Consider the following 13,888-nt stretch of genomic DNA (forward strand, 5'->3'; position numbering starts at 1 on the left):
ATTTAATTCCTTCCCAGTCTTCGGGACACTTGCTCGCCAATATAGTCCCGCTCTTCCCTGTTCAACACCAGCAACCAGAACCCGGCAAGCCAGCCAAGGCTACTGGACAAGGCGCCAGAGATAATAACCAGGTACGAATCATATACCCACACATAATCAATACCGAGCAGGATCGCCGCCATAATTCCCGCAGGAATCATTCCCGGCAAAACAGCCGACACAAGATACTCGCGCACCGGCAGGTTGAGGCTCTGGCAGGTATACCGAAGATATATGGGTACAAAAATCAGGCCAGGCACTACCGAGGCGAACGCCACCCCCTCAAGCCCGAACGGATGCACCAGAATCAGACTCAGGGTGATGTTCAACAATGCAGCCATAGGCGTGAGCTTGGCGAATATGCCGTGCTTATTGATGGCGGTGAGGTACCGGCTGGCAAACGGATTAATAAACGGGAAAATAGTAAAAATCACCAGAAAGACAATAATCAATTCCGCTTTTTCGCCAAACTCCGGGTCAAGCCAGATGGAAATAAATGGCACCCCAAGAATAATCACGCCGGTACCCATGGCAAAAAGAATGCTAACCACGTAACGGGACGACATCAGGAACACCTGACGGATGGTTTCGTTCTCCTCTTTAGCGCTCAAACCACTGAACAGGGGCATGAAGGCATGGGTGAGCGTCCATCCGAGGCTGCGTATGTGCTGGGTCAGATTGGCGGGGATACTGTAAAAAGGCACCATTGCCGGACCCATAAGGAACCCAATAACGAGCACATCCGTTGCATTCTCCACACGGCTCGCAATGCCCTGGATGAACGACTTGAAGCCAAAAATAATCAGTTCATGAAGCCTTACCCACGAAAAATTGGCCGGCTGGGCACGAATGGCACCATAAGCCGGCCTGGAAAGAATCCACATGAACAGAAGATACTTGATAGTAAGACCGACGGCATTGATACCCGCTAGCAGCACAAGCCCGTTCTCGGGAGAGATGTAGATATATAAAAGCGTTGACCCGATAATAGAATTAACAATCGTAATGTTGTTTTTCAGGTAATACTTCTGGAAGCCCTCCAGATAGCTTTCTGCAACATAGCCTGGAAACGAAATCAGCAGGTAAGCGCCAATCAGGATCAGGAATAAGGTGTACTTCTGATGGGGTTCTCCCTGCGGCGCTACAGATCCAGAGAACCAGTAACCCCAAAGAAAAAAGAATGAAAACAGCAACACACCAACTATTGCCATGAACGCAAATGCGGACATGTATACTGACTGCAGGGCGGTCTCATCTTTTTCGGCAAGGTGCCTGGCGGCAAAACGGCTGATGGCCGGGCGCAAACCCAGATCCAGAATTCCCATGTACCCAACAATGGCCATTACCATCTCCCAGAGACCGTAATCGTATTTCCCCAGGTTGAAGACAAAAATGGGCGTCATCACAAAAGTGATAGCCAGTTTGACGAGCATTACAAGAACATTAGACCCGGTGTTAACCAGAAGGATACGGATCATGGCGCTGATCCTGGCTTCTCAAGCGCGCTGGCAAACACGTCGGCCAACCGCGAGGAAGTTACACTGACATCAAACCGCTCTGCGGCCTCTTTTCGATATTCATCGAACGCTGCCTGAACTTCTGGCTGCCGGGACTCGAACTCCTCCAGCCGGTCCAGCAACCCCTCCACAGAACCGACATCAAAGACCAAAGTTGGTGATCCCTCCACAACCTCGTTCATACCAATGCAATTAGAAGCGATAAGCGGGCGCCCGGAAACCATGACCTCCATGGGCAACAACGGGCAAGCCTCCCACCTGGAAGGCATGACCACAACATCTACGCCACGAATAGCGCCTGCCATCAAATCAGTCGCCGGGAAAAAGTGGAAAAACTCACTCAAACGCCTGCGCTCAATATCTGCCTGCTCTTCCCGAATAAATCCTCCCCAACCAAAACAACACACATGTAAAGGCCTGTCTGGGCGAGACTCGTTCCAACGCTCAAGTGCATTGACCAAAACACCGAACCCTTTCTGCGCCATAAAACGTCCAAAGAACCCGACAACCAACGCATTTTCGGGGATAGAAGCTTCGGCACGCAGATCCCTGGAGTCATGTCCCAGGAATGCACGTGTTCTTATGCCATTGGTGACCGCGATTATCTTTCCTGTGGCAGCAAGCGCCGGAAACGTAGCACGAAAATTCTCCGCAGCATCCTCGCCAACCGGGTTCAGAACATTCGCCATGCCAAACAACCAGCCCATAATTAGCTTCTTCAGCTTGCCTAATGGGCCTTTGAATTGGCCAGGCATAAATACATCGTGAGTGGTAATGATATGCGGAATGCGCATCAGCCATAGAGGCAATGCCGCAATCAGTCCTGCGGTAAAGCCGTGGGAATGAACCAGATCCGGACGTGTTTTCACAACTTCCCGAATAAGACTCCCCAGCAACCGAGCCGCGCTCTGTGGTGTCTGAGAGTTAACGCTAACATTTTCCAACGGCGCCACCAGGGATTGAAGAGCTTCAGACTTTGGTGTCACCAGCTTAAAGGTATGGCTCTTTAACGCTGCATCCCCATAGACATAATGGAAGTAGGTCCTGATCCCCCCGCCGGGGTGCCTTGCAAACACGACAACTTGCATCAAAACTCCTTTTTCGAAGGCAAAACTAGCGTCTGCCAGATATATCAACCAGATTGCTAAAGCGATTTTTGGTAGGTTTTTGGACGGGCATAGGCTCTGAGCTTTTTGGGGCAACAAGGTTCGACTGGGTTAACCGGTAGAAAACAACAACAGTGCCAGCGAGCAGATACCAATAATACTGAGAAAGTCCCCAGTAATTAAAGCTGTACACGACGTACATCCAGAATACTGACAGCAGAGCTTTATTCAAGTTTATATAAAATGCGCTCGAATTTTCCGGCGTTTGGCTAATCTGCTTATGGTTCGCTATCAGTCGTCGATAGACTTTGAAAAGAAACCTCATAAAAATAAATGTGCCAATAATCCCAAGCTCTATCAACAACTCCGCGTACAGGTTGTGGGAGGCCTGGCGTTTGCCTAATATATGTGTTTTGGCCTCAGGTGTGGTGCCCAGTCCGTGCCCCACAAACGGTCGCTCGAAGCCAAGGGAAAATTCCCTCATCATTCCCTCGAGGCGGCCATCTACTGTTGCGGCATTGGATGTTTCGGATTCACCAACCAATGAAAGGTAGCGATCTTTCTGCTCATCCGTCATCACTTGCCACCCCGCCATCGCGATCAGAACGGCCACAACAACCAGGCTAAACTTGCGGCTCGACTCCTTGAATACGAATAATGCGACCACTAATAACGCGAGAAATGCTCCTCGAGACTGAGTGAGAATCAATGCATATAACAATGGTGGCATCAACAACAGATAGAGCAGCCTGGCCTTTGAACCGGAAGACCACATCAGATAATGGAGAAACGGTATAGCTGTTACAATAACAAAACCGAGTTCATTGGGGTTAATCACATCCGACGGCGCGCCGGCTAGCCGTTGTGAAAATTCACCACCACCAAGGTGTGCTCTGCTTCCCCAGTACCCATCCGTGATGTTGAGGAATAATGGCTCCAGGACTCGCAATACCTGGCAACCAATAAAAACAGTCAGGAATATTTTAAGCCGCCGATCCGAATCCACTAAAAGAACCATGAAATAGAAGAATACGATGGCCTTCACAAACTCGCCGAGATTGTTTTTAACAACACTGCCGGGCCATTCCACCAAAGGCAGTGAAACGACAAGGTAGACCATTAACACCAGCAAGGCGGACACTATCGGGTCGCGTGTCCAGCCCCTGAATTTCTCCCGCTGCACAAACAAACTGATAGAAATAACCAACACCAATAGAAGGGTAGGCCTTACTAATCCGTATCCGGGAATCCGTGCTGGAAGGTGGAGAAAAAAATCAACCAGGAAATAGATGAATATGCCAAAGGTCACCGGGCTCGCCGATTCGCCAGCCGCGGTTCCGGACATGCCAGCGTGACTTCCTGGTCGCAATTTCACAGCCAGGTTATTCATAGGGCGTCTCTTGTGTTTCTTTCCGCCATATCATTCCCAATAACTCGATCCCCGACACGGCCTTCAGAAACTGAAACCTGTCTGATGAACTTGCGTGCCGTCGCATGGCGTACCTTTGCCGCTGCTCCCGGCTATCCGCAAACGCCACAGTTGCGCAGGAAAATCCGGCCTCAGATATGAGTTCAACCTGTTCTCCAACAAAATCATCCGGGGTACCGTTGGGGTAGCAAAACGAGCGGACGGCCTGCCCAAGGTTGTTTTCCAGCGCCTCGTAACACCCAAAAATTTCACTCCGTGCCTCGGCCATGTTCACCCTGGCGAGCGATGGATGGGTTACGGTATGGCCTCCAACTTCAAGACCTTGTGCCTGCATTTCCTTCAAATGCGCCCAGGTTACAGCTCGACAGTCATCAGGCGGACAAGCTGGTAAGTCTAACTGCCAAGCCCTGGACATGGCGGCGAGACACTGCAGTTTCTTTTCATTGTCAGCCTTGAGAAGTATCTGGTTTATGCGCCAGAACGTGTCTTCAAGAGCAGTTCCCTGCAACGGGGTCTCAACACTAAACAAACCAAAATCAAAGGTATTTTCCACCTTTGGAGACCGCTCAAGCAGGTACCTCAACTGATCTGGCCACAGCCACAAGTCGCCGTTAACGAACCCAGTGGTCACATAGAAAGTGGCCGGCACGCGGTATTTTCTCAGTATGGGCCACGCGATCGAATAGAAATCCTCATAGCCATCGTCGACGGTTATCGCAATGTTGTTCGTTGGCAGGTTTTCACCTTCGTACAAAGACAGCGCGATATCGGACACCGTTACCGGGGTGAAGTGTTTTGCTATATAGCTTACCTGCCACTCAAACTCATCCGCACTTACATACCCCGCCACGGGAAAGCTCGAGAAACGATGGTACATCAAGAGACGCGGCTGCTTACGGCATAGCTGTCTTGCAAAAGCGTAACCACCAAGCGGGCCAAGCTTGCGAACTGTGCTGGAAACTAGCGACATACAGGCTACCCCTCTACTCCAACGACCCGATGGTAAATACGTTCATGCTGACTGATCATCCGTTCCATTCCAAAGCGCTGCCGTGCCACTTCACCCGCTTTATCACCAATTGCACGACGCAGCTCCTCACACCCCGCCAACTTTGCAAGATAAGCAGCGAGCGAGGCAACGTCACCGCAAGGATACAGATAACCTGTCTCGCCATGGACGACTGCTTCCGGGTTGCCTCCGACGTCACTGCAAACGATCGGCAACCCAGCCTGCATATATTCAATAATAGAGTTTGAGAATCCCTCAGATTCAGAACACAGCAAACCGATATCAAGTGCCTTCAGGCAAGCTTTCACATCGGAACGCCCACCCAGAAAGTGAACTCGCTCATCAACTTTTAACCTAACTGCCTGTTTCTTAAGCTCTGTTGTATCGCCATCCCCAATTATCAAAAGGTGGAGATGATCAGGCAGATTGTGTTTGCCCCCCAAAGCTTCAATAGCGTCCTGAATACGCTTGATGGGCCGAATATTAGCCGCTAGCCCAGCAAATACAGCTTCAGGATTTTGTGCTCTCAGCTCAAAAAGGTCAGTTGGCATCTCCACTGTTGCGGATCCAGCCTCGAAGCCATTATAAACAACGTGAATACGCTTCAAGGCCAGAAATTCATTCTTTGCGGTAACGGCACTGACGGCTTGGCTATTGGTGATGACGGCTGAAACAAATCTGCCTGTAAACGACAAAGCAGTGCGCCAGGCTGGCGTGTACCAATACCCCATGTCACGGCGGGAGATAATGGTTTTAATGCCCTGGCTTCTAAATACTGGAGGGCAAATGACGGAAGGATCGTTAAAAAACACGTGAGCTAAGCGACCCCCTCGTGCTTTAAAGTGACGCGCAAACTTCCAGAGTGCGAGCCAAGTCGAAGGAGAGGACAACCGACTGTGCCCCAACACCTCATAGTCACAAGGAAAGCCCTGCTCTCGAAGGTAGTCTGAGTCACTGAAAACCAGCAAATAGGGAGAGAAACGGCTTCGGTCGAGCCCTTTTACAAGCTGAAAAAGCTGACCTTCGGTTCCGGCATGGGGATTCCGAAAATGATCAATAACATAAAGAACAGGCTCCGTGCCCTCATCGCGTCCCTGTACCTGCATGAAATTCGTACTTCCAAAGGTTATGTCAGGCCCTTTCGCGACCCAGTACAACGCCAATCGCTCGCAGTGGGTCGAGAACACCAGCAATGAACAAATGACGAATCGCCTTCAGTCTACCTGACTCACGCCAATAGGTCTGCCCCAGCCGAAAATGCAATACTGCCCTTCGCTTGCGCAGAGTACTTTTTTTGTAAGGGTAACGTTCGGCCGCTCGCCGAAGAATCTCCATGCCGGTTTTCCAGCGCCGCTCCAGCCCTTTGGAACTGATAGAGTCGCCGTGTTTCCGGTAATAGAACGCAAGTTCGGGCAAATAGGCAACCTTCGTTGCTTCCATTATCCGAAGGGCCATGTCGTGGTCTTGACCGGCACGGAAGGCCTCTTCAAAGGGGCCAACCTGCTCCAAAACTGATTTGCGAATTAGCGCTCCGCCGGGCAACGCCATATAGCAATCTAATAATAACCGATTCGGGTCGCTTTTTTCCTTATGGCCATCATCCGGAACCTTAAAGAGAAAATCACCATCAGCACTTATAGCGTGCCCTTGCCCATAAACCATACCTATATCAGGATTTTCCTCTAAAAACTTCAATTGCGAAGAGATTTTTCCTTCCGAAAAAAGGTCATCACTATCCAATATAGCAACGTACTCCCCTTTCGCTTTGCGAATACCTAAGTTAAGAGACGCAGACTGACCGAGGTTCTGTCGATCAGGATGGGTCAAAAGCTCTACCAACCCCTGAGCTTTATAACTCGCGAGTTTTTCATAGCTTCCGTCTTTCGATCCATCATCCACAACGATCAGCTGCAATGGTCTATATGATTGTGTTAAAACAGAGCTCACTGCATAATCAATATATCTAGCACGGTTATAAGACGGTATCACGACGGAAACCAATTTATGCTTTGACTCCATTTTAGATAATTAACCTTAAAGATACAAAACAATAACTAAAGTGTTATCTTGATAAATATTAGGCAGTTAATTCAGTTAATCTCCAACTTCACTTTTTCAGGTGGTACGCCGCATTCATCACACAATGGAAAACCTTTTTCATTCACACTGCCAGTCTCATCAATTACATATAAATAGCTTTGAGTCTTCGGATCAATTGAACCAAAATTGAGCTTAACCTCAATCTGGTCAGATGACCAATTCATCGGATACTGTAATTCATATGAATCTAAGTCAGAAAATTGCGACTTGCGCCCAATTACTACTCGAGAAAAACTTTTGTCCATGTAAATATCGTCTATCCGTGTTTCTTGAAACTCTTGTATTTTCCCATTAAAACCTAACAATGCAATTGTAGGACTCCACTTTCCGGCAACAGCATCCTGATCATCCAGAACGACTTCCGCTACTAACTTCCGGTCAGTATACGCCATTAACCGATTGGCATCAGTGTCAAGCATGAACTCCATAAGGTGCCACTGGCCTGGGGTAACCGGTGCTGCTTTCCATTCATCGTGAACTGTCATTTGGGTCCAAGAAATTCTAATGCCTTCCTTTCCGTTGGGGTCTTCCCACACCCTGAGATATTTATTTGAGCCAGGAGTTTCATAACCAACGCCTGTTCCTCTTGCAAACTCGTCAGGAAATACGCTTGTAGCTCCGGATGATTGGCCAACAATCTCACGGCCCATTAAATCATTCGCATTTCGATGACCAGGTATCTCAAAATGAAGCATTCCATCTGAAATCCCTGCTGTGCCAATCCCTATAAACCGGCCTTCAGAACCGTTAATCACAACCTCCTCACCAGTAACAAAACTTCCTTCTTGAGACTGAGGCGATACTGTCCAGTAATACCTAGGATCATAGGACATCTTAAGGTGCCAAGCCACATATAACTTCGTATTATCAACAGGTGTCTCGGAACCACCATAGGCTGATGGCCAGCCAAGAAAGGAGTTATATCCTTTGAGTTGATAGAATGCACCGTCATAAAAAGATCGCCCTTCTAAAAGCCTTACAACACTTGGTGTCTGGTTTGCTTCTGTAGTGCTCTTCGAGGGCTTCCACCAAAGAGTATCAGGGTCCTCACTAATTCGTTGAACCGGATCTAACTCATCGAAAGAATCATGGTGAGTATTAATTTCGCCGTTAATATACGCCTTCTCAACCATATCAAACATGACCGCATAGGAGTCCGGCGATTCTCGAACAAAGCCAGAACCCTGGATTATCAACGTGCCTCCTTGCTCGAATGACTGGCTAGTTGCTTGCGAAATCTGTGGGGCAGCAAAAACTAGCGGAGATACGAGGGCAAGCATCGCGGTAACTGCAGCCAAATCACACATATTTCGGCTTTTCATTGTCTTCTCCAAACGTTCGTTGTGGGCGCGTGTCACTCCGACTGATATTACCCGGAGAAACTTTGAAGTTAGCGACTCACAGCACAGAATTTCAAAAACACACATTTTCCTTCCGAATGGTCGTAAAGTCTCCGACTTCAAGCAATCGCTCACCATCAATTGTAGCACCGGTCGAGACAACCAACTGACTGAAATGTGCTCAATACCTGATACTTAGATCAAATTTGCATTACCCAATGGGTGACAGCTGCAACCAGAATACCAGTGCCTATTCCTGCAATTATTTCAATAAAGGTATGCCCAATTCGTTCTCTCAGTTGAGGGATTGACTTTTCCTTGGAATCCGCCAAGCGATTAATCGCGACTGCCTGCCTGCCAATCTGCCGGCGAAGACTGCTTGCGTCCAACACAACAATAAATGCCAAAGCCACCGCCACTCCAAATGCTGGATGCTCAATGCTTTCTTTAAGGCCAATCAAAGCCGCAATGCTGCTCACTATGGAGCTATGATTGCTCGGTAAACCACCATAACCAATCAAGCCAAATGCGGGCTTACCCGCCTTAACACTGTTGATAAGGAATTTAAGCCCACCGGCTACCAACCAAGCTAAAAAGGGCGTAATGGCATAGGAGAAATCCATCATGCAGCCGCCGTCGGCCACAGCGACCAAGCGCAGGCACCGATCCACAAGACCACCGTCACGAGTAACTGCCAGTCAGATAACAGAGCATCCGTAGGAGACTCGCCGCCCTCCAGCGCTTCGACCACGTACCAGTAACGGAATAAGCCGAATAACACCAGCGGCACTGTTATAACCAGCTCGGGCCGCGACTCCATCACGAACATACTGTAAAACACCAGCGCACCGGTGGCCGACATTTCTGCATAGCGATCAATAAGCGCAACCGAATAACTACCCAGGACCTTCCGTCCCTCATTGCCACTCTGGCTGATTTCCTGCCGACGCTTCACAGCAGCCAGATACAACGCCAGACAAAGAGTCGTGACAAACATCCATTCAGACACCGGGACATCCAGCGCCACAGCTCCGGCATAGACGCGCAATACAAAGCCAATTGCAATGGTGAAAATATCCAACACCGGCTGGTGCTTCAAACTAAAGCTGTATGCCAGGTTGAGCACCATATATACCAGAATAACTGCGACAACTCCGGGAGCAGCAAACCATCCCGCGACTAATGCTGAATACAACAGCACAAGCAAAACCATGGCTGCAGGCATTGAAACTGTCCCTGCAGCCAATGGACGGGTACGAGACTTTGTCGGGTGCCGGCGGTCGTCTTCAATGTCCCGCGCATCGTTAATGATGTAAGTTGCGGAGGAGGCCACGCAGAATAACGCAACGGCCAAGAGAGCACCGCTTACGGAAGAGGGATCGAGAAATTCGCCGGCAAAAACAAGCGGCGCCAGAACAAATCCATTTTTCACCCACTGTCGCGGGCGCATGAGCTTAATCAGACCAGCTACCTGCCGTAGAGGTCGACGGTTTACTGCTGTATTATCCATGGGCTATTACCTAATATCCCTTTAATAACTACCGGCTTCCTAATGAAACTCGCTCTGGTTTACGCAATTCTCGCATTAATTGCCACTGCGGCAAATATTGGTGCACAGGACCTGACTCTCCGCGTCTACTCAGGGCATTTCAGCCTGATAACATCCGTCATCGTCGGGACCGGCGTTGGCCTGGTACTGAAATACGTACTGGATAAACGTTACATATTCGGATTCCAGAGCAAAAATATGGTACATGATGGCCAGACATTTGTCCTCTACGCTGTGATGGGCGTCGCCACTACCGTTATTTTCTGGGGGTTCGAGTTTGGCTTTCACTTTCTCTTCGAAACCAAAGAAATGCGATATCTCGGAGGAATCATTGGCCTTGCCATTGGTTACGTAGCCAAATACCATCTCGACAAACGTTATGTATTTCGCACGGAGGCGATATAACCCAATGCAATCTATCCGACTCGCACTTTCCGAGGCTTATCACAGAGCTTCATCCAAAAGCGTATTTTTGTCTTTACTAGCCTTAGGTGTCCTAAGCAGGCTTGTCTGGATTGCCCTCGTAGATACCTCGCCGGTAAGCGATACTATGGTTTATCTTTCCAGGGCGGTGTCTATTGCCGGGGGAGAAGGCTACGTCTATCCGGATGGTCAACCGACTGCGTACTGGCCAGTGGGATACCCGGCCTTTCTCGGCAGTGTTCTCTGGCTGACCCAAGGCTCTCTCCTCGCAGGAAAACTTGTCAATATTGTTTTGTACACCGGTACGGCATTCATCTTTTACAGGATTGCAAAGCTCTATCAGAAAACCAGCATTGGCTTATTCGTTATTGGCTACTTATCCCTATCACCCAATCACATCGCCTACGCCAATCTCTATGCCTCCGAACCTCTAGCCTTATTCTTTGTAAGCCTCGTTATTTATTTCTTGATAAGGGTTGTTAAGCACTCCAGCGCGAAATTGATTGTCTCCGCATCGTTGGCCACTGCTATCGGGGCCTTTGTGAAACCGCAAATTGTAATCTTTCCTGGTGCTGTTCTGCTTCTCTTTGCCTTTCTCCACCGCCGACCGGCACACGCGGGTCATCTCGCAATTATTGCGCTGACCACGATCGTGATGGTCATACCCTGGGGTCTGAGAAACTACGAACACTTTAATGCTGTGATCCCAATATCTAACAACGGTGGTATTAATCTTTACATCGGCAACAACCCTCACGCCAGTGGTGGCTACAAATATGACGATGAAGTTGTTGCACCGCTCGAGGGGCTGGATGAAACAGAGCGGGACAAGAAAGCGAAAAAGCTCGCGATTGAGTTTATCCAGAATGAACCAGGCACTTTCTTAAAAATGATCCCTCTGAAACTGATTGCGCTATATAAAACCGATGCAGAGGGGATCGCTTGGAATCTGGAAGGTATAGAGTCTCCCAGTCAAATTGAGAAAATCTCACTATATGTTGCCAAATGGACAGCGCAGATACCCTATATGCTACTGATCATATTGGCAGTCCCGTGCCTTATTTACACCGCACAACAATGCCTAAAAATGAAATCTTACAGCCAACTCATACCGATTCTTGCGGTATTTTCTGGCACATTCGTGTACACAGTGTTCTTTGGCACCACTCGGTTCCACTTCGTTTTCTTGCCGTTTTTGTTCTTCTATATTGACTATGCACTCGGAAGCCTGAGACAGGACGCCAAAACATGACACCGCTGAGCTCTTGGGGGCGACTGGGAGCGCCACTGCACTATACGGTGTCGCTATCGCGGGAGAAAATCTCAGAACAGCTCTCCCGGCCACCTCTGCCTGGAATTGCTTATGGCATGGGAAGAAGTTATGGCGACATTTGCCTTAACCCACGGGGCACAGCGTGGCAGACCACTGATCTAAATAACTTCATTTCGTTTGATGATAAATCCGGAATTCTGCACTGTGAGGCGGGCTTATTACTCAGAGACATTCAAAACGTTCTCGTGCCAAGAGGCTGGATGCTGCCAGTCACTCCCGGCACCCAGTTGATTACTGTTGGTGGCGCAATAGCTAACGATGTTCATGGCAAAAACCATCATCGATTCGGAACCTTTGGAGATCATGTTCAATATCTCAGGCTGGCGAGAACAGACAACCAGATAATCGAGTGCTCCACCACAAAAAATACGGATTGGTTAGCGGCGACGATTGGCGGCATGGGGCTTACAGGAGTTGTTCTTGAAGCAAAAATTAAACTACGAAAGGTAGACGGCCCATGGCTGGAAACTGAAACCATACCCTATTATAGCCTCGAACAGTTTTTTGAGTTGGCAGACAGCTCCGAAGCCGGGTGGGAAAACACTGTATCCTGGATTGACTGCCTGGGTGGACGCCAAGGCCGTGGTATTTTTATGCGTGGCAACCCAACGACCGCGTCACCAGACTTGCCACCCCGAAGCAAACAACTGACTATGCCGTTTGTGCCGCCGGTGTCTTTTTTCAACAAGTTATCATTAAAACCTTTCAACACTGCCTATTTCCACCTTCAGGCCCGAAATGCTGGCCGCAGCATCACTCACTATCAGCCGTTCTTCTATCCTCTGGACAACATTCTGAAATGGAACCGAATGTATGGACCCAAGGGCTTTTATCAGTACCAAAGCGTTATTCCCCGCACAAATGGCCTAGAGGCCACACGTGCCATGCTGGACGCGATAAAACACTCGGGAGAAGGATCGTTCCTCGCTGTATTGAAAACTTTCGGTAAAAGGCTCGCACCCGGCATGATGAGCTTTCCGATGCATGGTGTAACCTTGGCTCTCGACTTCCCGAATAATGGGCCCCATACGCATCAATTGTTCAAGCAACTTGACGCGATCGTCCAGGAAGCCGGAGGCAGAATTTACCCTGCGAAGGATGCGAGAATGCCAAGAGAACTTTTCGAGTCAGGCTATCCTCACTTGGAGGAATTTCTGAAATATAGAGATCTGGGCATCAGCTCCAGCCTTTCTCGCCGCCTCATTGGAAGTTAGGTGTCAATATGAAACATATCGTAATTGTAGGTGCCACGTCTGCAATGGCGCATGAATGCGCGAGGATCTGGGCAGAGCAAGAGGCAACTCATTTTAGCCTAGTAGGTCGCAGCGCAGAGAGGCTCCAGAGAGTAGCGGATGATCTGAAGGCTCGAAGCCCCGGATCTGATGTTACTATTCTGGCAACAGATTTCCTCTCTCCAGAAGCCATTCAGGCAACCGTAGATGAGACAACGAGCAACCGAAGGATAGATATCGCTTTGATTGCTCATGGCTCGCTTCCGGATCAGAATAACTGTCAAATAGACCTCAATGTTTGTGCGGACTCGCTTGCCGTAAACGGCCTATCCCCTGCATTATTTGCCGAGGCTTTGGCAGGCAAAATGGAAGATGTCAACTATGGCTCATTGGCAATTATTGGCTCTGTTGCGGGTGACCGGGGCAGGAAATCAAACTATTCATACGGAGCAGCAAAGGGCCTCGTTGAGAGGTATACTCAGGGGCTGCAGCATCGATTCGCTGGGACGGGTGTAACAGTGACACTAATCAAGCCCGGTCCGACAGCAACACCTATGACCAAAGAAATGCAGCTGGAGGGTACTAACCTTGCAAAACCTGTGGACGTGGCCACTGCTATAGTTGGCGCTATCCATAAAAACCGATTAACTATCTATGCACCAGAAAAATGGCGGATCATAATGCTAGTAATAAAACACATGCCATCCTTTATTTTCAATAAACTTAATATTTAACGACTACCACCTTATCAAAAGACTTGGTATAGAACACAATAGTTAATATATTTTCTCTATCGGATACACGATTATTT

The 13,888-nt window shown here is 48.9% G+C and carries 13 protein-coding genes; 4 read left to right on the forward strand and 9 right to left on the reverse strand.

All coding sequences use genetic code 11. The features are described 5' to 3' along the window. Positions 1–2 precede the first annotated feature (2 nt). The 9 genes from QPM17_RS01085 to QPM17_RS01125 all read right to left on the reverse strand — a co-directional run bounded on the left by QPM17_RS01085 (position 3) and on the right by QPM17_RS01125 (position 10,050). Positions 3–1,517 (reverse strand): oligosaccharide flippase family protein, encoded by a 1,515-nt coding sequence (locus QPM17_RS01085; protein WP_285388016.1) that lies wholly within the window; start codon positions 1,515–1,517, stop codon positions 3–5. After that, positions 1,514–2,644, reverse strand: a complete 1,131-nt coding sequence (locus QPM17_RS01090) for a glycosyltransferase family 4 protein (RefSeq protein ID WP_285388018.1) — start codon at positions 2,642–2,644, stop codon at positions 1,514–1,516. The genes QPM17_RS01085 and QPM17_RS01090 overlap by 4 nt, the downstream gene beginning before the upstream one ends. 25 nt (positions 2,645–2,669) lie before the next feature. Continuing rightward, a complete protein-coding gene (locus QPM17_RS01095) occupies positions 2,670–4,052 on the reverse strand; it encodes an O-antigen ligase family protein (protein WP_285388020.1) in 1,383 nt (460 codons plus the stop codon). Then, positions 4,045–5,061, reverse strand: coding sequence for a polysaccharide deacetylase family protein (locus tag QPM17_RS01100; protein ID WP_285388022.1), 1,017 nt, complete (start codon positions 5,059–5,061; stop codon positions 4,045–4,047). The genes QPM17_RS01095 and QPM17_RS01100 overlap by 8 nt, the downstream gene beginning before the upstream one ends. 5 nt (positions 5,062–5,066) lie before the next feature. Then, positions 5,067–6,206 (reverse strand): glycosyltransferase, encoded by a 1,140-nt coding sequence (locus QPM17_RS01105; RefSeq protein ID WP_285388023.1) that lies wholly within the window; start codon positions 6,204–6,206, stop codon positions 5,067–5,069. A 25-nt stretch (positions 6,207–6,231) separates the two neighbouring features. After that, positions 6,232–7,119, reverse strand: a complete 888-nt coding sequence (locus QPM17_RS01110; RefSeq protein ID WP_285388024.1) for a glycosyltransferase family 2 protein — start codon at positions 7,117–7,119, stop codon at positions 6,232–6,234. Between the two features lie 71 nt (positions 7,120–7,190). Then, positions 7,191–8,522, reverse strand: a complete 1,332-nt coding sequence (locus QPM17_RS01115) for a hypothetical protein (RefSeq protein ID WP_285388025.1) — start codon at positions 8,520–8,522, stop codon at positions 7,191–7,193. Between the two features lie 218 nt (positions 8,523–8,740). Continuing rightward, a complete protein-coding gene (locus QPM17_RS01120; protein WP_285388027.1) occupies positions 8,741–9,166 on the reverse strand; it encodes a divergent PAP2 family protein in 426 nt (141 codons plus the stop codon). Beyond that, positions 9,163–10,050 carry a decaprenyl-phosphate phosphoribosyltransferase gene (locus QPM17_RS01125; RefSeq protein WP_285388028.1) on the reverse strand — a complete coding sequence of 296 codons (888 nt, stop codon included), beginning with the start codon at positions 10,048–10,050 and terminating at the stop codon, positions 9,163–9,165. The genes QPM17_RS01120 and QPM17_RS01125 overlap by 4 nt, the downstream gene beginning before the upstream one ends. 42 nt (positions 10,051–10,092) lie before the next feature. Here QPM17_RS01125 and QPM17_RS01130 point away from each other — a divergent pair, with 42 nt between their 5' ends. The 4 genes from QPM17_RS01130 to QPM17_RS01145 are packed head-to-tail and all read left to right on the forward strand — an operon-like array spanning position 10,093 to position 13,811. Next, entirely contained in the window at positions 10,093–10,494 is a 402-nt protein-coding gene (locus QPM17_RS01130; RefSeq protein WP_285388030.1) for a GtrA family protein, read from the forward strand. A gap of 4 nt (positions 10,495–10,498) precedes the next feature. Then, positions 10,499–11,764: an ArnT family glycosyltransferase gene (locus QPM17_RS01135; protein WP_285388032.1), complete on the forward strand. Its 1,266-nt coding sequence runs from the start codon at positions 10,499–10,501 to the stop codon at positions 11,762–11,764. Next, positions 11,761–13,059 (forward strand): FAD-binding oxidoreductase, encoded by a 1,299-nt coding sequence (locus QPM17_RS01140; protein WP_285388034.1) that lies wholly within the window; start codon positions 11,761–11,763, stop codon positions 13,057–13,059. Before QPM17_RS01135 ends, QPM17_RS01140 begins: the two co-directional genes overlap by 4 nt. 8 nt (positions 13,060–13,067) lie before the next feature. After that, positions 13,068–13,811, forward strand: a complete 744-nt coding sequence (locus tag QPM17_RS01145) for an SDR family NAD(P)-dependent oxidoreductase (RefSeq protein ID WP_285388036.1) — start codon at positions 13,068–13,070, stop codon at positions 13,809–13,811. Positions 13,812–13,888 lie beyond the last annotated feature (77 nt).

This window comes from Marinobacter azerbaijanicus (assembly GCF_030250645.1).
Classification (GTDB): Bacteria; Pseudomonadota; Gammaproteobacteria; order Pseudomonadales; family Oleiphilaceae; genus Marinobacter; species Marinobacter azerbaijanicus.

Coding starts and splice junctions, on each gene's coding strand:
- QPM17_RS01140 (WP_285388034.1), top strand. CDS start 11,761: ATGACACCGCTGAGCTCTTGGGGGCGACTGGGAGCGCCACTGCACTAT.
- QPM17_RS01110 (WP_285388024.1), bottom strand. CDS start 7,119: ATGGAGTCAAAGCATAAATTGGTTTCCGTCGTGATACCGTCTTATAAC.
- QPM17_RS01135 (WP_285388032.1), top strand. CDS start 10,499: ATGCAATCTATCCGACTCGCACTTTCCGAGGCTTATCACAGAGCTTCA.
- QPM17_RS01105 (WP_285388023.1), bottom strand. CDS start 6,206: ATGCAGGTACAGGGACGCGATGAGGGCACGGAGCCTGTTCTTTATGTT.
- QPM17_RS01130 (WP_285388030.1), top strand. CDS start 10,093: ATGAAACTCGCTCTGGTTTACGCAATTCTCGCATTAATTGCCACTGCG.
- QPM17_RS01100 (WP_285388022.1), bottom strand. CDS start 5,061: ATGTCGCTAGTTTCCAGCACAGTTCGCAAGCTTGGCCCGCTTGGTGGT.
- QPM17_RS01145 (WP_285388036.1), top strand. CDS start 13,068: ATGAAACATATCGTAATTGTAGGTGCCACGTCTGCAATGGCGCATGAA.
- QPM17_RS01085 (WP_285388016.1), bottom strand. CDS start 1,517: ATGATCCGTATCCTTCTGGTTAACACCGGGTCTAATGTTCTTGTAATG.
- QPM17_RS01095 (WP_285388020.1), bottom strand. CDS start 4,052: ATGAATAACCTGGCTGTGAAATTGCGACCAGGAAGTCACGCTGGCATG.
- QPM17_RS01125 (WP_285388028.1), bottom strand. CDS start 10,050: ATGGATAATACAGCAGTAAACCGTCGACCTCTACGGCAGGTAGCTGGT.
- QPM17_RS01090 (WP_285388018.1), bottom strand. CDS start 2,644: ATGCAAGTTGTCGTGTTTGCAAGGCACCCCGGCGGGGGGATCAGGACC.
- QPM17_RS01115 (WP_285388025.1), bottom strand. CDS start 8,522: ATGAAAAGCCGAAATATGTGTGATTTGGCTGCAGTTACCGCGATGCTT.
- QPM17_RS01120 (WP_285388027.1), bottom strand. CDS start 9,166: ATGATGGATTTCTCCTATGCCATTACGCCCTTTTTAGCTTGGTTGGTA.